The 21,654-nt window shown below is 62.7% G+C and carries 15 protein-coding genes and 1 pseudogene; 1 reads left to right on the forward strand and 15 read right to left on the reverse strand.

What is annotated here, in order from left to right:
- Positions 1-2: 2 nt before the first annotated feature.
- The 9 genes and pseudogenes from HFC70_RS21165 to HFC70_RS21205 all read right to left on the reverse strand — a co-directional run bounded on the left by HFC70_RS21165 (position 3) and on the right by HFC70_RS21205 (position 11,737).
- The gene (locus tag HFC70_RS21165; RefSeq protein WP_168475284.1) at positions 3-947 is read right to left on the reverse strand and encodes an isoaspartyl peptidase/L-asparaginase family protein; all 945 of its coding nucleotides are present in this window, start codon (positions 945-947) and stop codon (positions 3-5) included.
- A gap of 114 nt (positions 948-1,061) precedes the next feature.
- A pseudogene (locus HFC70_RS21170) lies at positions 1,062-2,597 on the reverse strand (hydantoinase/oxoprolinase N-terminal domain-containing protein); the annotation flags it as partial.
- Entirely contained in the window at positions 2,594-3,670 is a 1,077-nt protein-coding gene (locus tag HFC70_RS21175; protein WP_168475285.1) for a DUF917 domain-containing protein, read from the reverse strand. The pseudogene HFC70_RS21170 and the gene HFC70_RS21175, both read right to left, overlap by 4 nt.
- A 167-nt stretch (positions 3,671-3,837) precedes the next feature.
- Positions 3,838-5,433: an ABC transporter substrate-binding protein gene (locus tag HFC70_RS21180; protein WP_168475286.1), complete on the reverse strand. Its 1,596-nt coding sequence runs from the start codon at positions 5,431-5,433 to the stop codon at positions 3,838-3,840.
- A gap of 46 nt (positions 5,434-5,479) precedes the next feature.
- The gene (locus HFC70_RS21185) at positions 5,480-6,613 is read right to left on the reverse strand and encodes a DUF917 domain-containing protein (RefSeq protein ID WP_168475287.1); all 1,134 of its coding nucleotides are present in this window, start codon (positions 6,611-6,613) and stop codon (positions 5,480-5,482) included.
- Positions 6,606-8,162, reverse strand: a complete 1,557-nt coding sequence (locus HFC70_RS21190; RefSeq protein WP_168475375.1) for a hydantoinase/oxoprolinase family protein — start codon at positions 8,160-8,162, stop codon at positions 6,606-6,608. Before HFC70_RS21190 ends, HFC70_RS21185 begins: the two co-directional genes overlap by 8 nt.
- Positions 8,163-8,179: 17 nt before the next feature.
- Positions 8,180-9,826 (reverse strand): ABC transporter ATP-binding protein, encoded by a 1,647-nt coding sequence (gene nikE, locus HFC70_RS21195; RefSeq protein ID WP_168475288.1) that lies wholly within the window; start codon positions 9,824-9,826, stop codon positions 8,180-8,182.
- 1 nt (position 9,827) lies between these two features.
- On the reverse strand, positions 9,828-10,709 hold the full coding sequence (locus tag HFC70_RS21200) for an ABC transporter permease (protein ID WP_168475289.1): 882 nt from the start codon (positions 10,707-10,709) through the stop codon (positions 9,828-9,830).
- Positions 10,709-11,737: an ABC transporter permease gene (locus tag HFC70_RS21205; protein ID WP_168475290.1), complete on the reverse strand. Its 1,029-nt coding sequence runs from the start codon at positions 11,735-11,737 to the stop codon at positions 10,709-10,711. The genes HFC70_RS21200 and HFC70_RS21205 overlap by 1 nt, the downstream gene beginning before the upstream one ends.
- A 138-nt stretch (positions 11,738-11,875) precedes the next feature.
- Here HFC70_RS21205 and HFC70_RS21210 point away from each other — a divergent pair, with 138 nt between their 5' ends.
- The gene (locus tag HFC70_RS21210) at positions 11,876-14,224 is read left to right on the forward strand and encodes a LuxR C-terminal-related transcriptional regulator (protein ID WP_168475291.1); all 2,349 of its coding nucleotides are present in this window, start codon (positions 11,876-11,878) and stop codon (positions 14,222-14,224) included.
- 109 nt (positions 14,225-14,333) lie between these two features.
- On the opposite strand, the gene HFC70_RS21215 is transcribed toward HFC70_RS21210, so the two are convergent.
- The 6 genes from HFC70_RS21215 to HFC70_RS21240 are packed head-to-tail and all read right to left on the reverse strand — an operon-like array spanning position 14,334 to position 21,537.
- Positions 14,334-15,830, reverse strand: coding sequence for an amidase (locus HFC70_RS21215; RefSeq protein WP_168475292.1), 1,497 nt, complete (start codon positions 15,828-15,830; stop codon positions 14,334-14,336).
- Between the two features lie 13 nt (positions 15,831-15,843).
- Positions 15,844-16,665 carry a sulfite exporter TauE/SafE family protein gene (locus HFC70_RS21220; RefSeq protein ID WP_168475293.1) on the reverse strand — a complete coding sequence of 274 codons (822 nt, stop codon included), beginning with the start codon at positions 16,663-16,665 and terminating at the stop codon, positions 15,844-15,846.
- A gap of 3 nt (positions 16,666-16,668) precedes the next feature.
- Entirely contained in the window at positions 16,669-18,051 is a 1,383-nt protein-coding gene (locus HFC70_RS21225) for a M20 family metallopeptidase (protein ID WP_168475294.1), read from the reverse strand.
- 9 nt (positions 18,052-18,060) lie between these two features.
- Positions 18,061-19,716, reverse strand: a complete 1,656-nt coding sequence (locus HFC70_RS21230) for an ABC transporter ATP-binding protein (protein WP_168475295.1) — start codon at positions 19,714-19,716, stop codon at positions 18,061-18,063.
- The gene (locus HFC70_RS21235) at positions 19,716-20,618 is read right to left on the reverse strand and encodes an ABC transporter permease (protein WP_168475296.1); all 903 of its coding nucleotides are present in this window, start codon (positions 20,616-20,618) and stop codon (positions 19,716-19,718) included. Before HFC70_RS21235 ends, HFC70_RS21230 begins: the two co-directional genes overlap by 1 nt.
- Before the next feature lies 1 nt (position 20,619).
- Positions 20,620-21,537, reverse strand: coding sequence for an ABC transporter permease (locus HFC70_RS21240; RefSeq protein WP_168475297.1), 918 nt, complete (start codon positions 21,535-21,537; stop codon positions 20,620-20,622).
- Between the last annotated feature and the right edge of the window lie 117 nt (positions 21,538-21,654).

Raw genomic sequence — 21,654 nt, forward strand, 5'->3', positions numbered from 1 at the left:
CGTCATACCATGACCTCGTAGATTGTCTCATGCGTGGCGACAAAGGCCTTGCCATCGCTGATCACCCAGCCACGAAACATGCCCGGCGTATTGTAGGGCGCCGCGATCTCGCCTTCCGCATCGATCGCGACCAGCCCCGCTCCAATCTCGTGGACGGCAAGGTCATGGTTCACGACAGCCCCCGCTGCCGTTTTCAAGTCCTGCCGAAGATAGGCAATGCGGCTGGCGATTTCATGCCCCACGACGTGCCGAATGAAAAACTCGCCCTTGCCGGTGCCAGACACAGCACAGACGCCGTCGCGCGCATAGGTGCCGGCGCCGATGATCGGACTGTCGCCCACCCGCCCTTCGGGCTTGTTGGTATAGCCTCCCGTGGAGGTCGCGGCCGCCAGATGCCCGGCCGCATCCAGAGCCACGGCACCGACCGTGCCATGTTTCTCGTTTTCGGTCCCGTCGGTCCCGGCGGCGGCATGCGCCTTCATCGCCTCCAGCGCCTCGACACGCTTCTGCGTGGTGAAATACGATTGCGGCTCCGTCGCCAAACCGTTCGCCTCGGCAAAACGGTCGGCAGCCGCACCGGTCAAAAGAACCGCACGGCCATCGTCCATCAGACGGCGGGCGGCTTTGATCGGATTGCGGATCGCAAGCGCGGCAGAGACGGCGCCAGCCCCAAGCGTTGCCCCATCCATGATCGAGGCATCAAGTTCATGCACGCCATTTTCGTTCAGCGCGGCGCCATGGCCGGCATTGAAATGCGGACTATTTTCCATCACCACGACGGCGGCTTCGACCGCATCGACTGCCCGACCGCCCGATTGCAACACGGCATAACCGGCCCCGAGCGCTGCCGCCAGATCGTTGCGGGCCGCCTCCCAGTCTGAAGCCGTCATGCTGTCTTCCGGCATGACGCCACAGCCGCCATGAATGGCCAGTGCGATTTTCTTCATGTCCTGCTCCAATGGTCATGGCACGGGTCGACCGGCATCATCCGGGTTGATCGTGCTCTCATGCAAATGCATATTGGCAAACGCCCGGTGGTGGGCACCGGGCGCATCGTCCCAGTTGAAGGCGATGTCGCCGATCACCCGCACCCGCACCCGGCGTGCGCCGCCGGGCAGATAGGCGATCGGGATATCCTCGACCTCAAGCGTCTTCAGGCTTGCCCGGCTTGCACCGGAGGCAACGGCTGAGTCCTGCGCCTCAGTCTCGGCTTTCGCCAGGGCCTCGTCGCGGCTCAAGCCCGAAAACACCTGGTCCACCTCGCCGGAGACCTGCGCCATCGCAGCACCCAGCGCATTGGCGACGCCGGCGTTTTCCACACGCAGGACTTCCGACGCCCCGGCAATCCGGTCGGGGATCAGGAAGGCACCGCCGCCAACGGCGATCAAAGGGACGTCTTCGGCCGAGGTCTTCATCTGGTCGAAACTGTCGGTGACCATGGCGCGGATGCGCTCAAGGCTCGCCTTGACCAACGCCGGATCAAGGTCCTTCACCCGGTCCCGGTCGCCTATCTCGATCAGCCCCGCGGCGACCGCGATGTCCGACGTCGTCAGCGTATCGCCGCCAAATACACGAGCTTCGCTCAGGATCCGGTACCCCACCGAGCGTGGCCCGATCTTGCCGGTATCCGGATCGATGATCGTGCCGCCGCCAAGCGCGATCGGCAGAAGGTCCGGCATGCGGAACAGGGTGCGCACCCCACCGATATGAACGATATTGTTGGCTTCCCGCGGAAAGCCACCGACAAGGCAGCCGATGTCCGACGTCGTGCCGCCGACGTCGACGACCATGCCATCGGTCAGTCCGGTTAGGAAGGCCGCGCCGCGCATCGAATTGGTCGGACCCGAGGCGAAGCTGTGCACCGGGTTTGCCGCTGCGACATCGGCAAGCGCCACAGTGCCGTCATTCTGCGTCAGATAGAACGGCGCCGTCACCCCCGCCTCGCGCAGGGCATCCGAAAACGCGTGCACCGTCGTGCGACCGAGCGATTGCAGCGCCGCATTCAGCAGTGCCACATTCTCTCGTTCCAGCAGGCCGATGCGGCCGAGCGTGTGCGACAGGGTGATTTTCGCGTCCGGGATCACAGAACGGACGATCTCCGCGGCCCCGACCTCGCATTCGGTGGTCAGCGGTGAAAACGTGGCCGAGATCGCGATCGAGGTGATGCCAGCATCGCGGATCTTCATCGCCGCTTCGCGAATTTCGTCGGGAATCATCGCCACGAGCGGACTGCCGTCATACTCGTGACCGCCATGCACCATGAAGATCATCGGATCGACAGATGCGCGAAGATCGTCCGGCCAGTCGCACATCGGCGGCAACGACCGTCCGGTCGGCAGCGCGATGCGGATTGCCGCGACCCGCTCCAGCCGGGCGCGCTCGACCACGGCATTGGTGAAATGGGTGGTGCCGATCATCACCGCATCGATCGGCCGATCGGTCGATCTGACAGGGCCGGTCACGTGCGCGAGCGCCGCCTTCACACCCGACATCACGTCCTGCGTGGTCGGAACCTTGATCGAGGACAGGATCGTGTCGCCGTCAATCAGCACGGCATCCGTATTGGTGCCGCCAACGTCAATGCCGATGCGTTTCATGAGAATACCGATGTAAAGTCAATGTCATAACCGAAGGCCCTGGGGCCGACGGCCGCGATGCCCGCAGGCGAGGTCAAAAGCGCCGGCGCAGGCAGGGCAACGACGGTCACCCTCTGGCCATAGCGCACGGATTCGGTGCCGATCGCACTTCCGGATACCGTGTCGAGAAGGCAGATGAGATCGGGCGTCATGGCGACCGGCTTTCCATCGCGAAACGCCACGGCCCATTCGTTCTGGAAGCCGAGTTCCATGCGCGTCCCCTTGTCGGCGTCGATGCCTTCGATCAGCGTCGTGCCGCGCAGGAATCCGCCGGTCGTTTCGCGGGCAACATCGATGACCTTGCCGCAAAACAGCTGTTTGCCGCCCTCGTGATCGAGCACGGCCCTGACCGGATCGTCGTGACGCGCCCGCGCCTCGATGACCGCACGGCCGAGTTCGACCGCCTTGGTGACGGTATAATGGATACCCCAATCCTTCACCTCGCGCCCGGTGCGCGGTGCCTTGCAGGTGGCGGCCGTCGAGCCGACCTCGGTACAGACCTTGCGCGAGATGCGCTCCATCCATTTCCAAGAAGCGGCACGCGTCACGATCACCTCATTGTCGCGCACATCGACCAGCGACAGCGGGAACATTGGCAGGTTGCCGATGGCAAACGACGTCATCTGCGCTTCGGGATAGGCACGCCCCATGGCGTCGGCATTGACGACGGGGCGGTCAAGCATGGCGGCCGCGAGAAATGACGACAGCGCGTTCGAACCGCCGATCTCGACGCTCATGATGGCGCGGAACGGCTTGCCGAGATAGTCTTCCATCACCTCGACCGCCCGAGCGAGATGGACGGGATCGCCGAGACGTTCCTGGCCGACCAGCGGCGCACCCATCTTCGACACGACCGCCACCATGTCGTCATCCTCAAGCGCCATCGGATCCATGAGTTGGACTCGGCGGCCTTCAGCATAAAGGCGACGGAGATTGAGGGTCGAGATATAAGGATTGCCCCCGCCCCCGGTTCCCAGGATCCACGCGCCGGTGGCGAGTGGTTCGATATTTTCTTCGGCGAATTCCTGAAGCATGTATCACCTTCGCTCATGCAACGCCGCACGCGATCGATCGACCGTGCGGCATGCTGCAAGCTGACATTTTGCGGCCTGGCTCTTTGTCGTCGGGGCAACCGGCGCTGTTACAGGGTGGGTCCGGCCCCGCATGGGCGGGACCGGCTTTTCCTGGTTCGACGCGAGGATCAGTTCGCGTTGCAATCCCAATGGAAGTTGGAGAAGTTCAGATCCCAGCTCTGCATCGGAATGAAGGCATAACCCTGCAGGCACTTGTTGGCACCGTAACGGCGGTTCGGCGCAACGGCCCAGACGTCGGGCTGCAGTTCCGCGATCTTGGTCTGCAACTCCTTGTAGGTGGCGTTCTGGGCAGCCACATCGGTTTCGCCACGTGCCTTGTCGATCAGCGCGTCGATTTCCGGGTTCTGCAACCATTCCATCGACCACCATGTGCCGGCAGCCTTGGAGTGATACTGATTGTAGAACATCGAATCCGGCGAAGGGTAGCTCGGCGAGACGTTGACCTGGGTCGAGGCCGGCGTCGTCTCCGGCTTGGCGGAGAGCTCGACGATGCGGTTCCACGGTTCCGGCTTGATGTCGAGCGTGATGCCGATCTGTTCGAGATTGGCCTGCAGCAGCAGCGCCACTTCCGCCTCGAAGGCGAGCGAGGCGACATAGCTGTTCACCAGCGTAATCTTCTGGCCGGCATATTTCGACTTGGCCAGTTCTTCCTTGGCCTTCTCAAGGTCGAACACACCGGGCTCGATGCCGTCATTATGGGCGTCCTTGAAGGCGTCCGACAAGGGTCCCTTCATGTCGAAGCCCGGATAGATGACTTCCTGAATGGTCTTGTAGTCGGTTGCATAAGCGATGGCGCGGCGCACATGCACGTCGTCGGTCGGATAGACCTTTGTGTTGAGCTTGATCACAAAGCCGCCGGCAGTGCGGGTCTGGATCAGCTTGTAGCCGTCCATCTTGCCGATCGCCTCATAGGTATCGTTACCGAGACCATGCGAGGAAAGGCCAAGTTCGCCCTTTTCGGCCAGCGCCTTGACGGTGGCATCGTCACTGGTCTGAACGAAGCGCACTTCGTCGATCGGCTTGCCCTTGGTCCAGCCGAGGAAATAGTCGGCATTGCGGTCGATGACCATATCAGCCGAGCGGTTGTAGCTGACCAGTTTGTAAGGACCGGAACCGGCGGAATGTTCGCCGACATAGGTTTCGCCCCACTTGTCTTCGGCCGTGGTGTTGGCCTCGATCAGCTTCTGGTTCAAGGCCATGAAGATCGGGGTAACCGACATGAACGGCGCAAACTGGCGTTCAAGCTTGAAGACAACCGTCACATCGTCCGGTGTGGTGATGTTTTCCGGCTTGATCAGGCCGACGACGAGGTTGGACGGGCCCTTGTTGATGCCGATCAGGCGCTTCACCGACCAGGCGATGTCGGAAGCCTTGAGCGCCGTGCCGTCCTGGAACTTCGCATCATCGCGCAGGTGGAAAGTGTAGGTCAGGCCGTCGGGGGAAATTTCCCAGGACTTTGCCAGATGCGGCACGATCTCGCCCGACGGGTTGACGGTGGTCAGACCGTCATACAGGTTCACGATCGCCATGTAGCCGGTATAGTCGGTCACCTTGGCCGGATCGAGCGACGAGAAGATCTGCATCGTGTTGACGGCGATCGAGACCTTGTCGTCCGACACGGCCGCGGCAGACGTCAGCGACAGGCTAAGGGCAGTGCCGACCGCCAGCATGGCGAGGCGCGATTTGATGGAATGCACGTTCATTCAAGTTCTCCTCTTTCGCGGGATTCTCCGCTTGTGTTGAAGCTGTTCAGGCAGCCTTCTGCGCGAGCGCAGGCAGCGGCGAAAAGGTGATTTCCGGATAGCCGAATGCCGCAGGACCAACGACATCGAGCGCACGCGGGGTGCGCAGCAGGGCGTGGCAGGGAATTGCGACGACCGCGACACGCTGGCCGTAACGCAGCATTTCCGTGGTGATCGGATAACCGGTATCGACATCCAGCAGCACGATCAGGTCGGGCACGGTCACCTCGACCTCGCCGTTACGACGGAAGATCAGAAACTCGTTCTGGATCGCAACGCTGGCAGTCTGGCCGGTGCAGTCGTCGAAACCGGTCAGTTCCATGTCGCCGACGGCAAAGCCGCCGCGCAGATGGCGCTTCAGATCACTGATCTTGCCGTTGAAGATGCGCCGTCCATCTTCGAGTGCGCAGACGGCCGCGATCGGATCCGCCTGCGCCTTGCGGGCGCGGATCACCGCCTCGCCAAGCGCAATCGCCTTGGTATAGCTCTTTGGAATGCCGTACTGGTGCACGTAGTGCGCCTGCATCGGCGCGGTCGCCAGCATCGCACCGCCGCCCTGGGCGACGACGCAGGCACGTGCCATACGCTCGTGCCAGACTTCAGAGACGGCATGACTGAAGATCACCGCATTGCCATGCAGGTCGCACATGACGGACGGAGTCGAGCTATGGCCGTAGATCGAAAACGTCGTCATCTGCATTTCTGGAAAGGCACGGCCCATCCCGTCGCAATCGAGCATCGGCAGTCCGCCGAGCGCCGCCGTGACCAGCGGATTGATGGCATTGGCGCCGCCGATCTCCTCGCACACCATGGCATCGATCGGTGCACGGATCAGGTCTTCCATGGCCCGCAGGCAGCGCAAGCCCTCGCGGCCCTCACGCAGGCGCTCAACACCGACGACCGGCGCACCGATGCCACCGATCGACATGCACAAGGCGTCGCCCTCGATCCGGTCGGTCGCGAGGATTTTCATCTCATAACCTTCCTTCATCGCCTGCAGGGCCAGCAATTTGCCCTGGTAGGGGTTGCCGCCACCGCCCGTGCCGAGAATGCCCGCACCGATCTCCAGCGCATCGAGATCTTCCACCGTCAGCGTGCGCAGGTCGGCTTCGTCGTATTTCAGCTTGCGCACATCAGCCATGATGAACTCCCATTTCTCCGACGACCTTGACGTGAATGCGGGTCGCATTGCCCGGCAGGTAAGCCAACGGCATGTCCTCGCGTTCGATGACTTCCAGGGTTTCGGCCAGCGCACCGGCGGCAATCGCCTTCACGCGCGCCTCGGCTTCCGCTTCGGCCAGCGCACTTTCGCGCGTGCGGCCGTCGACCAGCGAGAAGACGCGATCCGTCTCGCCGCTGATCTGCGCAATCGCCGCGCCGACCGCATTGGCGACGGCGTAATTCTCCGGCCGGATCACCTGGAGATCACCGATCCGGTCAGGCATCAGGATCGAACCACCGCCAACGGCGATCACCGGAACAGGGGTCGACGAAACGCGGCTGCGCTCCACGCAGGCTTCGAGCATCTGGTCGATTTTGAGCATCGCCGCCTCGACCAGCATCCGATTGAGGTGTGCAACCAGTGCCCGGTCGCCCACATCGGCCTTGTTTGACGCCACGGCGATATCGGTTGCCGTCAGCGTCGTGCCGCCGAAGCAGATCGCATCGGTGCGAACGCGATATCCGACCGACTTCGGACCGACGGTAATCCCAGCCTCGCTTTGGACCACCAGTGAACCACCGCCGAGACCGATGGAGAACACGTCGGGCATGCGGAAATTGGTGCGCACGCCGCCGATATCGACAGTCGTCGACGCCTGGCGCGGGAAACCGTGCTGCAATGAGCCGACATCCGAGGTGGTGCCACCGACATCGACGACCACGGCGTCCTTGATGCCGGTCAGGAAGGCCGCGCCACGCATCGAATTCGTCGGCCCCGAGGCAAATGTCAGCACCGGGAAGGAGCGGACCACGTCGGCCGCCATCAGCGTTCCGTCATTCTGCGTGATGTAGAACGGGCATGTAATCCCAGCGACGTTCAGCGCCTCGCCGAAGGCGGCAACCGTGCGGTCGGCCAGCGACAGCAGGCTGGCATTCATGATCGCAGCGCTTTCGCGGGCCAGCAAGCCATGGCGGCCGATATCCTTCGACATCACCACCGGAAGCCCCGGGCATTGTTGCTGCAGGATCTCCTTGGTGCGCAGTTCCATCGCGTCGTTGATGCCGCTGAACACGCAGGTCACGGCAGCCGCCTTCAGACCCTTGGCCCGGATGTCCCCGGCAATGCGCACGATCGCGTCTTCGTCGAGTGGTGACAGCACGCGACCGTCGAATTCATAGCCGCCCTTGACCTGATAGCCATGGTTGCCGACGATATCTCGCAGATCGTCCGGCCAGTCGACCATCGGCGGCAGGCCGGCGCCGGAGGGCAGGCCGAGACGGATCGCAGCGACCTCATCCATATGCCGGCGCTCGATCACGGCATTGGTGAAATGCGTCGTGCCGATCATCACGGCCGCAATCTTCGTCCGGTCGATGCCGGATTCCTCCATCACCTTCTCCAGCGCGTTGAGCACACCCGACGTCACATCCTCGGTCGTCGACGCCTTGACCCCGGCCAGAACCGACTTCCCATCCAGAACGACGGCATCCGTATTGGTGCCGCCCACATCAATCCCCACGCGATACACGTCAGGTGTCTCCTCATTCATGCTGTTGTCTTGACAAGGAAACGCGTGCGCTCTTCCTCGGTAACGACGGGCTTCAGCAGTTCTTCCGCGTCGGTGACGACGGGGATCGCAGCGATCAGCGCGCGGGTATAGGGGTGTTTCGGATCGGCAAAGACCTCAGGCGTCACGCCCTCCTCGACGATCTCGCCGCGCAGCATCACCGCGATGCGCGAGCAGAAATTGCGCATCAGCGACAGATCGTGCGAAATCATCAGGTAGGTCAGGCCGAGATCCTGGCGCAGTTGCACCAACAGTTCGATGACCGTCTTCTGTACCGAAACGTCGAGTGCCGCGGTCGGCTCGTCGAGAATCAGGATCTTCGGTTCGGCCGCCAGTGCCCTCGCGATCGCCACACGTTGCTTCTGGCCGCCGGACAGTTCATGCGGATATTTCGCCAGATAGGATTGCGGCAGGCGCACGCGATCGAGCAATTCCTTCATCCGCGCCTCGCGCCGTTCGCCGTCCATGCCGATCGAAGCGAGCGGCAGGCTCAGGGTCTGCCTGACGGTGCGCTTTGGATTGAGCGAGGTGCCGGGATTCTGGTAGACGATCTGCGTCAGGCGCCGCCCGCGCCCGGCCGCCGGCGCGTCGATCGCAACCGTGCCCGACGTCGCACGCGACAGGTCCATGATGATGCGGGCGACGGAGGTCTTGCCCGAACCGGATTCACCGGCGAGGCCAAAGATCTCGCCTTCGCGCAGCGTCAGGTCGACGTCGCGGATCGCATGAAATCCCGGACGTTTGCCGTAGACCTTGTTCAGCCCCCTGATCGTCACGATCGGCGCGTGGTGGCTCTGCGCCATGTCGGTGACGCGCGGGCCGTAAAGCGGCGGCACCGCCTCCAGAAGCGCCTGCGTATAGGCCGCTTTTGGATTGCTGAGGATCTCCGCACAGGGGCCGGTATCGACGATGTCGCCGTGATGCATGACCACCACACGGTCCGCCACCTTGCGAACCACGCCAAGATTATGGGTAATCATCAGCAGCGCCATGTTCTCCTCTTTGACCAACAGGTTGATCAAGTTGAGGATTTCGTCCTGCGTCGTGACATCGAGCGCGGTGCCGGGTTCGTCGGCGATCAGAAGCTTCGGCTGATGCAGCAGAGCGAGCCCGATCAGCACGCGCTGGCGCATGCCGCCAGACAGTTCGGACGGATAGGCATTCATCACGCGATCGGCATCCGCCAACTGGACACGGCGCAACACCGCTGCGATGCGAACGCGGCGCTCGGCTTTCGAGGCACGGATGCCATTGCGCTTGTCGGCAAACCGCATCACGTCATCGAGATGCGTGCCGATCTTGAACACCGGATTGAAGGACGAAAGCGGGTCCTGCATGATCAGCGAGAAGGCAGTGCCCTTCAAGGCTTCCCGGTTGGCCCGGGGCATCGCCAGCACATCCTGTCCGGCAAAACGGATCGTGCCGGAGTCGATCGTGGCATTGTCCGGCAATGTGCCGATGATGGCCTTTGCCGTTACCGACTTGCCGGATCCGGTTTCGCCGATCAGGGCGACACGCTCGCCGGCTGTAACGGTAAAACTCACATCGCGAAGCACCTGGCGACTGCGCCCATAGGTGGCGAAAGAGACATTGAGGTTATCGACGCTCAGAAGCGGTTCGGCCATCTCAGTTCTCCACATCGAACATGTCGCGCAGGCCATCGCCCAGCAGGTTGAAACCGAGCGTCACGTAGAAGACCATCGCCCCCGGGCACAGCACCTCCCACCAGAAATCCGGCATGAACTGGCGGCCATCGGCGACCATGGAACCGAGATCGGGGGTCGGCGGCTTGACCCCGAAACCGAGGAAGCTGAGCGTTGCACCGAACAGGATGACGAAGGCCGCATCGAGCGTCGTCTTCACCGAGATCACCGCCAGGCAATTCGGCAGGATTTCGCGGAACAGGATATGGATCGGTCCGGCACCGGCCAGACGCGCCGCCTCGATATAGTCCTCCGAGACAATCGACTTCGACACCGAGTAGATCAGCCGCGCATGCCAGGTCCACCACAAGAGGGTGATGGCGATCATCGCATTGGTCAGCGTCGGCTCGAGCAGGTTGGACACGGCGAGCGCCATGACCAGAGGCGGCATGGCCAGCATGACATTGGTCAGGCCAGTGATCAGCTTTTCCACCCAGCCGCCGAAATAGCCGGCGATCAGGCCGAGTACCGTGCCGACCGGCACCGAAATCCCGAGAACGCCGATCACCAGAAGCAGCGAAACCCGTAGACCGAACACCGTGCGCGAAAAGATGTCGCGGCCGGCCTTGTCGGTGCCGAACCAGTGACCAGCATCAGGCGGCAGATGCCGGGCGCGGAAGTCGACGACCGCACCGACATGCTTCGGATAAGGCGTCAGCCAGGGCGCAAAGATGGCAAGGATGACGATCGAGATCAGGATGAGCGAACCGATCACCGCAGCCGGATTGCGGCTGAAGCGATACCACATCATGTAGTTGGAGCTCAGTCCGCGGTCGGAAGCGTCGAGCATTCTCGTGTCGGCCATCAGCGTGCCTCCTTGCGGCGCAGTCGTGGGTCGATGATCGAGATCACGACGTCGACGATGAGGTTGGCGATGATGAAGAACAGGCCGGCGACCAACACCACGGCCGTGACTGCGTTCAGATCCTTCTGCAGGATCGAGGTCAGGCCATAGGAAGCGAAACCGCCCCAGGCAAAGATCATCTCGATGACGAAGGCGTTGCCGATCAGCGAGGCAAACTCGAGCCCCATGATCGTCAGCGGTGCGATAGACGACAGCTTCAGCAGATAACGGAAGATGATGACCCGTTCCGGAACGCCGAAGCTTTTCAGCGTCAGCACATGATCCTTGCGCTGGTTCTCCAGCATCGAGGATCGAGTGATGCGGGTGATCTGGCCGATCCCGGCCATCGACAGCGCGAAGGCCGGCAGCGCCAGATGCTTGAGCGCGTTCAGCACCACGTCAAACCGTCCGGCCAGCGTGCCGTCGATCAGCAGGAACCCGGTCGGGCCGCCCTGCCAGTTCAGCCCATGGTCGAGCCGGCCGATGATCGGCCAGTCGGTCAGATAACGGGCGGCTATCAGCTGCATGGTGATGGCAAACAGGAAGCTCGGGATCGTAACGCCGGTCAAGGACAGGAAACGGCCGACATAGTCGAAGATACGATTGCGGTAATGCGCGGTGATCACGCCGAGCGGGATCGCCACGGCGAACATGAAGATGACCGAGACCAGCACAAGTTCGACCGTCGCCGGGACCGTCTGCGAAAGATCGGTGGTCACCGGTCGCTGCGACACCAGCGACATCCCGAGATCACCCTGCAGCGCCCTGTTCGCATAGTCGAGATATTGCACCGGCAGCGGCCGATTGAGCCCCATCTGCTGGCGCAACGCATCAACCTGTTCCTGGGTTGCGGCCGGACCGAGCGCCATGCGCGCCGGATCACCCGGCACAACCCGTGCCAGAACGAAAATCATGATGGAAAGCGCCATCATGACGAGCATGAACATGCCAAGCCGGGTCAGTATTGCGACCAACGGATGTTGCTGCATCGGCGGGGAGTTTCCTTGTGCATCAGCTGCCTAAGGCTCGAACATCCCCTTCCGTCGCCATGCGAGCAACCGCCAGAAGGTATAGTTTTCTGACGATAAGGTATAGGTCGATGTCGATTTCTCACCTATAGAAGTCGCATGATCAAGGTCCTGCCCCGCCCTCGCCTCTGTGATCGCATCGCTCGTGAAACTGCCGGCGTGATTTTCCTGCGCGCGCCGGCTGGTGCAGGCAAAACCACCCTTCTCGGCATGCTCGCCAGGGCCTTGGCCAGACCGGTCTGCACGGCATTGCAGCCCCGCCTTGATGACGTGCATGGGCGTTATCTGCTCTGGGATGTGCCGGTCTCGGCTAAATCCGCCCGGATTGCCGCGACGATTCTTGACGCTGTTGATATCGTTATCGTCGCCTGCCGCCCGGACCAGCGCATCGCAGGGCTGGCGCGGCAGATCCTGCATCGCGGTTCGGTAACGATCGATGCCTCGGACCTGACCTTCACCGCAGACGAACTATCGGGCCTGCCGCGCGAAGATGCGGAGCATCTGCTGCAGGGTTATGCCGGCTGGCCGGCGTTTCTGCCGCTGGCAGCGGTCCCGGACGACCGCATCTGTATCGACTATCTGCGCGAGACCATTCTCAGCCACCTGTCTCCGGGCCAGACCACCACCCTGTCCATTTGGCTCGAAGCCCCGACGCCCGGCGCGCAATGGGCAGATATCCTGCCACCCTTCCTCGCCCGGGCACCCGAGCAGCACCCGGAACTTCTGCGCCTGCTGAAAACCGCGGTCCTCGAGCGTCTGGCAATCTTTGAGGCCGAAGGCGCCGTCATCGAGATCGCCGCGGCTCGGGAACAGGCCGGTCGGTCGCTCGACGCCATGGCCCTGTTGATCGACCATGGCCATGAGGAGCATGCCGCCCAGATCCTCGAGCGTGCGCAGGGACGCGAACTGATCTATCGCAGCAGCCTCTCCGCCTTTCAGGCCATCATCATGCGCTTCTCGCACGACATGATCGCCACCAACGAGACCGTGCTGCTTTCCGTCACCCGGACCCTGCTCAAGCAGGGCGAGTTGCAGCGTGTGCGTCATCTGCTCGGTCGACATCTGGGATCGGATTACCTCGATCCGCTGAAGGCGCTGGCGCGCGGTTCACGCTTCTCCTTCGCAGCCCGAACCTTCAGGCTCAACATGATGATCGGCGAGGATCTGACGCCCAACGATGCGATGATCGCCCGGCTCGGCGAGTTCATGGCCGACTATCCGCTGGGTGACCATGCCAAATGGGCCGCGTACTATAACGCCCTGCTCGAATTCGAGATCCGCCGCCGCAATTTCCGCGAGGCCGAGGCGGCAGCGGCCCGCTCCCTGATCTACCTGCGCAGCATGGGCGGTCAGCCGCTGCTCGAATTCTTCATCCATCTACACCAGATCGTCCTGCGCCTGATCAGCGGCGACACGCTTCTGGCTCGCCGCGCGGCCAAGGATGCGCGCAGCAAGCTGGAACAGGTCCCCCATGATGCGCATCAGGAATTCCGTATGCTGCACCTGGCGGAAGCCTGCATCGCCTATGAAGCCGGCCGGCCGCGGGATCTCGTCGAATTCGTCCAGGCCGACTTCGACAGCTTCGCCGCCGCCGAGATCTGGCCGAGCCTGATGCAATTCGCCCTGCATTATGCCTCGCAGGTCCTCGCCGATCATTTCCCGATGACCATTCGCCCGGGCTTCCTCGACGGTCTATGGATCCATCTGTCCGAGCGGCTGCAATTCCATGCCATGATGGAAATCCGCACCGCCATCGCCTATCAGAACGTCAACCGTTGGGCAGACGCTCAGTCCACCCTGACGGCGATCCGCATGCCGATGGGTCGAAACTGGGTGGAAAGTGCCACCGACGAGCTGGCCCGTCTCACCCGCCGCGACGAGATATCCTATGCCATGGCCTGGATCCGCGACGCGGCCCATCTCTGGACACCGCGCTCGTATCTGCCGCGCCAGATCGATGCCCTGATCAGCAATCCCTATGTGACGAACAGGGAGAGAGTGGCCCTGCTTCTATGGCAGAGCTACACCGCCCACCAGCGCGGCGACAGTGCCACGGCACGGTCCCGTCTGCTGTCGGCGCTTGAGACGTCGACCCGCCTCGGATGCAACGGCGTCTTGTCGGAGGAGCGTATTTTTCTGTCACCTCTGCTCAATGATCACCGCATCCGGGGCTTCATCGAGACATCGTCGGATGTGCGTATCGCCCTGTCGATCTTCGCCGCATCCGTCAACTCGCCGCAAGCCCGCGCGCTGAATGGCGGCCTATCGCAGCGCGAAACCCAGATGTTACAGCTGATTGCCGGCGGCATGCCGAACAAGCGGATCGCCAGCACCCTCAACATTTCCGAAGTGACGGTCAAATTCCACCTCGGCAACCTGTTCCGCAAACTCGGATGCAACCGCCGCGCCGAAGCAATCCGCGCAGCGACAGCCCTGGGTTGGCTCTAAGTCCCCCCAAACGTAGACAGGATCACAGGCCGATGCTGACGGGGGCATGGACTCACTCAAGTCACCAAGAGGAAAATCCCACACCGGTTCGGTGTTCAAAGGGTGTGCCTTAGAAACCCATGAACCCCTCGCAGTCGGCCAGTCTTGGAGCCGTCTTCAGCGTTTCCACATCGACAGTGGGAACCCCGTAAACCGGGTCGCCCGCAAAGATCTCCTCGATCACGGCCGCCACCTGCAGAACGCCGGCATCATCATGCCGGCGACCGACGATCTGCAGGCCGAAGGGCATGCCGAGCGCGTCCCGGCCGACCGGGATGGTGATCGACGGATGGCCGGCCAGCGTCGAGGCATAGGCCATGGCCAGCCAGTGATAGTAGTTTTTCGTCGGTTGCTCGTCGATCTCGGTTGGATAAAGCTCGTGCCAGTCGCGCGGGCTGATGGTCACAGCCGGGCAAAGCACATAATCATGGTCTTCGAAAAACCGCTGCCAGTCGCGATAGAACCGACCCTGTTTCACCAGCGCATCGGCGATATCGAGCGGGCCATAGCTTAGCCCCTCCTCGACATTGGCGCGGACATTCGGGCCGATCTTGTCCGGGTGGGACTGCAGCAGCGCGTGGTGCAGGCCGAGAAACATCACGCCGCGAAGAACGGAAAAGATGCGATCGGCATCGGTGCAATCGGGATGGGTCTCCTCGACCCTGCCGAGATGGTCGGAAAGCCGCGCCACCACCCGGCCGAAAGCCTCGCGGATTACTCTGGACGTCGGCGCAAAACCGAAATCCTCGGTGACGGCGATCCGAAGCGTCGCCAGATCCGGGCGCCGGCCGTGGCCAAAGCGATCGGCCTGCCACGGCGTCTGCCCGTCCACGACCACCGTATAGGGGTCGAGCCGATCGGGGCGCACCATGACCGACAGCATCAGCGCCACATCGGCGACGCTGCGCGCCATCGGCCCGCTGGTCGACAGATGCATCAGCGCCATGGCGCGCGTATCGCCAGGAACGACACCGGGCGACGGGCGGAAACCGACGACACCGCAAAAGGCTGCCGGGTTGCGCAGGCTGCCGCCGGTGTCCGAACCGGTGGCCAAAGGCGCCATGCGGGCGGCCAGAAGGGCTGCCGAACCGCCCGACGAGCCGGCGGCACTTTTTGTCGTGTCGTGGGGATTGGCCGTGACGCCATAGACGGCGTTGCGGGTATTGCCGCCGGCACTCCAATCCGGATTGTTTGTTTTGCCGAGGGGAATGCCGCCGGCCCGGCGCATGGCGGCAACGATGGCATCGTCCTTCGCGGCGATATTGTCGCGAAAGATTTCCGAGCCGAACGTGGTCGGCAGGCCCTGGACGTCGATCATGTCCTTGACCCCGAAAGGCAGGCCGTGCAGCGGACCGAGCGCCTCATGGCGCATCACGCTCTGCTCGGCCTGGTGTGCCTCGGCGATGACCCGGTCGAAATCCTGCGCCACCACGGCATTGATCGCAGGATTGAGCTGTGTGACGCGCTCGATACAGGCCTCGGCCAGTTCAACCGGCGACAGGCGGCGCTGCCCGATCAGTCGGCGGGCGTCTGTCGCATCGAGATCGGCGGGATGGGTCTTGCTCATGGCGATACCTTTTTTACATCGAGAGAGCGCCGAGGCCCTTGATCAGCATGTTGAGAGCCATCAGCGAGATGAACACGGCGAAAATCCGCTTGAGAACGGCGGCCGGCAGGTAATGCGCCAGCCGGACCCCGAGCGACACCGTGGTCGTCGAGATGGCGACGATGACGACCAGAGCCGGCAGGTTGACGAAGCCGATTGTGTAGGGTGGAAGCCCCGGAAGGCCCCAGCCGGCAATCAGAAATCCGATAAATGACGGCACGGAGATCAACAGTCCGAAGCCGGAGGATGTGGCCACCGCCTTCTGCACCGGCATGCCGTAGAGCGTCATGGCCGGCACGCCGAAGGAGCCGCCGCCGATGCCCATCATCGCCGAGAAAAAGCCGATGACCAGACCATAGACGCTGGCCAGCGCCCGGCCCGGCAGGGTGTCCGACAGTTTCCAATGGGGCCGGCTGATCAGCATGTAGAGCCCGAGCAGCAGGCCGATCACCCCGAAGATCACCGACAGATTGGCCGAGCGCAGCGAAGCGGCACCGACCACCCCGGCCAGCGCACCGAGAGAAATGGCCGGTCCCCAGCGCTTCAGCACGGACCAGTCGACCGCGCCGCGCCGATGATGCATCAGAACCGAGCGTGCCGAATTGAAGATGATGGTGCCGCCGGAGGTGGCGACGCAGACCTGCATCAGACGGTCGCTCTCATAGCCGAGGAACTCGAAGACATAGTAGAGCGCCGGCACCAGGACGACACCGCCGCCGATCCCGAGCAGGCCGGCAATCAGGCCGGACAAGGCGCCCGTTGCGGCCAGGAAGACAAAGAGCAGAACAAAATCCATCGATCAGGCAATCTGCTTCAGGCTTTTGGCGTTCTCGGCGATATCGAGGAACAGCGCTACCATGACCTGCATGCCTTCACGGGCAATCGGCACCAGCGCATGCTCGTTAGGGCCGTGCTGGCCGCATTCGGCATGGGAGTGCGGAATCCAGATCGTCGGCAGTCCAAGGATGTCGGTAAAGGCATCATTGGGCAGCGAACCCGCCAGATTGGGCAGCACATGCGGCGGCTTTCCCACTGAGCGCGTCAGCGAAGTCTCGACAAAACGCACCCAGGGATGGTCCGGCGAAAAGCGGGTGGCCCGGAAGGCCTCGCCGCGGGCGGGGCTTACCTCGACCATGGGAAAGCCATGGGCATCGAGATGACGGCGCAGGGCGGGAATGATGTCGTTGATGTCTGTGCCGACGACGAAGCGCAGCTGGCAGGTGGCTCGCGCCGTGCCCGAAATGGCATTTTGCGGCGCATCGATATTGCCGGACGACATGGCGAGCACGGCGAAGGAGTTCCAACCGAAGACGCGCTCGCTCGGCGTCAGGTCGCTCTCGCCCCATTCGGCATCGTGACGGCGCGGCGGCAGATCACGCAGGGTGGCACGGATATCGGGCGTCAGGCTGGTCGGGCGCCATTCTGGGACAAGGATCTGGCCGCGCGCATCGGTGATCGTGGCGATCGCCTGGGCCAGGATGATGGCGGGGTCGGCCAGCAATCCGCCGAAATTTCCGGAATGGTGGTCGCCGTCCCGCAGATTGACCATCAGGTTGATCGACATGCCGCCGCGCGACCCCATGAACATGGTCGGCGTGTCGACTGCCAGACGCGGCCCGTCCGAGGCGATCAGCACATCGGCCGCCAGCCGTTCCCGGTTGGCGGTGAAGAATTCGCGCAGCCCGAAGGAGCCGGTCTCCTCGGCCATTTCGAGAATGATCCTGGCATTGAACCCGAGCCGGCCCTTTTCGCGGATCAGCAGTTCCAGCGCCTTGATGTTGATGAGATGCTGGATCTTGTTGTCGGCCGTGCCGCGGCCATAAAGCTTGTCGCCCTCCCGGATCAGGGTGAAGGGCTCAAGACCCTCCCGCCAGCGATGGGCCTCTCCGTTGCAGACATCGCCATGGCCATAGACCAAAACCGTCGGCAGGGCCTCGTCCTCGATGCGGCTGGCGATCAGCAGCGGAGCGCCGCCGTCGCGCGGATTGTCGAAAATCTCGACGGCAAAGCCCATGGCCGACAGCAGAGGCTGCATGTCTTCCTGCAGATAGGCGTAGAGGTCCTCCCGCCGCCCTTCCGACTGGCTGACGGAGCGGCGCGCCACGAGGGCGGCCAGATCCGCGACCAGCCCTCCGCCATCGACATAGTGGGCGGCGGCTTCGATCAATTGTGTTCTGTCCATGGAATGCACTTACCTCGCTGCGTCGGCAGGCCCAAGCGCTGCCATATCTGGCGCTTCCCAGCCGCGGCCGGGCATGGCGGCGAGCAGTTGGCGCGTATAGGAATGTTGCGGATTGCCGAAAACGTCATCGACCGTGCCATATTCCACCACCTCGCCCTTCGACATCACGAGGATATGGTCGGAAATCTCGGCTGCCACCCGCAGATCGTGGGTGATGAAGATCACCGTCAGGCCAACGGCCTTGCGGATGTCGTCGAGCAGCTTCAGCACGTCCTTCTGCACGGAAACGTCGAGCGCCGACACGGCCTCATCGGCGATCAGGATTTTCGGCTCGACCATCAGGGCGCGGGCAATCGAGATGCGCTGGCGCTGGCCGCCGGAAAACTGCGCCGGATACCGGTCGAGCGCATCCTCCTCCAGCCGGACGATTTTCAGAAGCGCTCGGGCCTTTTCCATGGCTTGGCTGCGCGGCACGCCGAAATTGACCGGTCCCTCGACCAGCAGGTCGCCAATCTTGCGGCGCGGATTGAGCGAGCCATAGGGATCCTGAAAGACGATCTGGATATGTTTCCGGAAATCGCGGCGTCCGGCCGCGGTGGTCGTTTCCAGCCTCGAGTTGCCGATCCAGACCGACCCTTCGTCAGGCTCCACAAGCCCCATCAGGCAACGCACCAGCGTCGTCTTGCCGGAGCCGGATTCCCCGACGATGCCCAGCGTCTGGCCTTCCAGAACGGTAAAGTCCGTCGGCCTGACGGCATGCACCTTGCGGGCCGGCTTGAACATCGTCCGGGCGGTCGAATAGGTCTTTTCAATGCCGGCGACCCTAAGCGCGATCGGCCCTGACATATCGGGCTGGCCCTTGATGCCATGGCGCTTCGGCACGGCATCGATCAGCATGCGCGTATAAGGATGGCTTGGACTGTTGAGCACCTGTTCGGCGGTGCCCTGCTCGACGACCACGCCCTTCTGCATGACCAGGACGCGATCGGCGAGTTCCGCCACCACGTCGAAATCATGGGTGACGAACAGGATGGCGGCCTTGCGGCTTTCCTTCAGCGCCTTGAACATGTCGAGGATCTGCGCCTGCGTCGTCACGTCGAGCGCCGTGGTCGGCTCGTCGGCAATCAGCAGGCGCGGCTCCATGGCGAGCGCAATGGCGATGACGATGCGCTGGCGTTGGCCGCCCGACAATTGATGCGGATAGGCATGATAGAGGCGTTCTGGATCGGGAAGACGCACCTCCTTAAGAAGAGCCAATGTTCGAGTCCGGCGCTCGGCCTTGGACATTTGCGCATGCGCCTCGAAGACTTCCTCGATCTGGTTACCGACCGTGTAGCACGGGTTGAGCGCGCTCATCGGCTCCTGGAAAATCATGCCCATGCGGCTGCCGCGAAGGCCGGCATGCTCGGCCTCTGACAGTTTCAGTATATCGCGGCCTTCGAAGAGGATTTCGCCTGCCGACGGCTTCAGGACTTTCGGCAGGAGACCCATGGCGGCAAAGGACGTGATCGATTTTCCGGAACCGGATTCCCCGACGATGCAGAGGATTTCCTTCTCGTGGATGTCGAGCGACAGGTTGCTGACGGCATGCGGGCGATCACCGCCCTTCGGCAGGTCTATGGTCAGGTTACGGATCGACAGGACGGGTGTGGCAGCGTGGGTCATCAGTTCCGGCCCTCCGGCGCGGTCACGTCGCGAATGCCATCGCCCAGCATGTTGATGGAAAAGACCAGGATGAACAGAGCAATACCGGGAATGGTGATCAGCCAGCTTTCAAACAGCAGCATTTCCTTGCCCTCGGAAATCATCAGGCCCCAGGAGGGTGTCGGCGGCTGAACGCCAAGTCCGAGGAAGGACAGGGCCGCCTCCAGGATGATGGCATGGGCCATTTCGAGCGTGACGATGACGATCAGCTGGTTCATCACATTCGGCAGCACATCCTTGAACAGGATACGCGGCAGGCTGGCGCCCAAAACTTCGGCCGCGGCGATATAGTCCATCTGCCGCACCTGCATCGTGGCGCTGCGCAGCACCACCGCAAAACGATCCCAGAGCAGCAAGCCGAGCACGGACACGACAACGGTCAACGATCCGCCGAACAGCGCAACCACGGCCAGCGCCACCAGCGTCGCCGGCAAGGCCAGCCGTACCGAGACGATGAACATCACCACCGCATCGACCTTGCCGCCGAAATAGCCGCCGAGAACACCAAGCGTCGTACCGATCACGGCGGAGATCAGAGCCGCGGTAAAGCCGATCAGCAGGGAGACGCGGGCCCCGTAGATCAGCCGTGACAGGTAGTCCCGGCCCAGCGCATCGGTGCCGAGCAGGTGCTTCCAGTCGCCGCCCAGAAAGACCGGCGGAGCGAGCCGCGCCAGCAGGTCCTGCTTGTAGGGATCGTATGGGGCGATCAGCGGCGCGAAAAGTGCGGTAAGGCCAACACACAGCAGGATCAGGAAGCCGACCATGAAGCCGCGATGTTTCAGGGCCTTGCGGGCCAGCAGACGGGATGGCGCCGGCGATGCCGCGGGAAGACCGGGGCTGATGGTTTGAGAGGTGTGGCTCATGTCAGGCAGTCCTCAAGCGGGGATCGAGCCATGCGTTCAAGACATCAGCCAGGAACGTGAAGGTGATGTAGAACATCGCGAAGATCAGGATCAGCGCTTGCATGGTCGGCAGATCGTTGCGGGAGATCGATTCCCAGGCGAGGTAACCGGCTCCATGCAGCGCGAAGATGGTTTCCACCACGACAGAACCGCCGAACATGAAGCCAAGCTGCACCGCCGCCAGGCTGACGACCGGGATGATGGCATTGCGCAGGGCATGCTTGAACAGAACCCGCCGCGGCTTGATGCCCTTGGCCCTTGCCGTACGGATATAGTCGGCCGACAGCACTTCCAGCATGCCGGCCCGCGTCAACCGCATGATGGCCGGCGTCGCGTAATAGCCGAGCACGATCATCGGCAGGATGTAGCCGGTCCATTGCCGCGTCCCCGAGGCCGGCACCCAGCCGAGATTGACAGAGAAGACCACGATCAGGATGAGGCCGAACCAGAAGCTCGGGACAGCCTGTCCGACAACAGCAATGCCGAGCGCCAGCCGGTCGATCAGCGTATTGGGAAAGGCGGCGGCCAGAACGCCCATGGGAATAGCCAGCAGCAGGGCGAAGCTCATGCCGAGAAAACCGATGGTCATGGTGACCGGCAAGCGTTCGGCGATCATGCCCGAGACGGGGGTCTTGAAATAATAGCTCATGCCGAAATCACCGGAGAGCGCGCGCATCAGCCAGTCGACATACTGAACGAGCAACGGCCGGTCGAAACCGTATTGGCTGCGAACCGCCGCGATCACCTCTCCTGAAGCCCCCTCGCCGGCAATGGCGATCGCCGGATCGCCGGCCATGAACAGAAGAATGAAGCTGATGAAAGACACCGTCAGCGCTACCAGCGCCGCCATGCCGATCTTGGTCAGGACAAATTTCAACATCTGAAACCCTCAAGCAGGCGGTCTCGCGGCTTTGCGATCTCGACATGCCTCTAAAACAAGAAGCTCAAATCCGGGCCAGGCCGCCGGCATGCGGCGTCCGACCCGGGTATGCAGATG

The organism is Agrobacterium sp. a22-2 (genome assembly GCF_012276985.1).
Lineage (GTDB): Bacteria > Pseudomonadota > Alphaproteobacteria > Rhizobiales > Rhizobiaceae > Allorhizobium.

Bases quoted from the DNA above. Each gene is read 5' to 3' on its own strand.
- HFC70_RS21165 (WP_168475284.1), bottom strand. From the start codon at position 947: ATGAAGAAAATCGCACTGGCCATTCATGGCGGCTGTGGCGTCATGCCG.
- HFC70_RS21175 (WP_168475285.1), bottom strand. From the start codon at position 3,670: ATGCTTCAGGAATTCGCCGAAGAAAATATCGAACCACTCGCCACCGGC.
- HFC70_RS21180 (WP_168475286.1), bottom strand. From the start codon at position 5,433: ATGAACGTGCATTCCATCAAATCGCGCCTCGCCATGCTGGCGGTCGGC.
- HFC70_RS21185 (WP_168475287.1), bottom strand. From the start codon at position 6,613: ATGGCTGATGTGCGCAAGCTGAAATACGACGAAGCCGACCTGCGCACG.
- nikE (WP_168475288.1), bottom strand. From the start codon at position 9,826: ATGGCCGAACCGCTTCTGAGCGTCGATAACCTCAATGTCTCTTTCGCC.
- HFC70_RS21200 (WP_168475289.1), bottom strand. From the start codon at position 10,709: ATGGCCGACACGAGAATGCTCGACGCTTCCGACCGCGGACTGAGCTCC.
- HFC70_RS21205 (WP_168475290.1), bottom strand. From the start codon at position 11,737: ATGCAGCAACATCCGTTGGTCGCAATACTGACCCGGCTTGGCATGTTC.
- HFC70_RS21210 (WP_168475291.1), top strand. From the start codon at position 11,876: ATGATCAAGGTCCTGCCCCGCCCTCGCCTCTGTGATCGCATCGCTCGT.
- HFC70_RS21215 (WP_168475292.1), bottom strand. From the start codon at position 15,830: ATGAGCAAGACCCATCCCGCCGATCTCGATGCGACAGACGCCCGCCGA.
- HFC70_RS21220 (WP_168475293.1), bottom strand. From the start codon at position 16,665: ATGGATTTTGTTCTGCTCTTTGTCTTCCTGGCCGCAACGGGCGCCTTG.
- HFC70_RS21225 (WP_168475294.1), bottom strand. From the start codon at position 18,051: ATGGACAGAACACAATTGATCGAAGCCGCCGCCCACTATGTCGATGGC.
- HFC70_RS21230 (WP_168475295.1), bottom strand. From the start codon at position 19,716: ATGACCCACGCTGCCACACCCGTCCTGTCGATCCGTAACCTGACCATA.
- HFC70_RS21235 (WP_168475296.1), bottom strand. From the start codon at position 20,618: ATGAGCCACACCTCTCAAACCATCAGCCCCGGTCTTCCCGCGGCATCG.
- HFC70_RS21240 (WP_168475297.1), bottom strand. From the start codon at position 21,537: ATGTTGAAATTTGTCCTGACCAAGATCGGCATGGCGGCGCTGGTAGCG.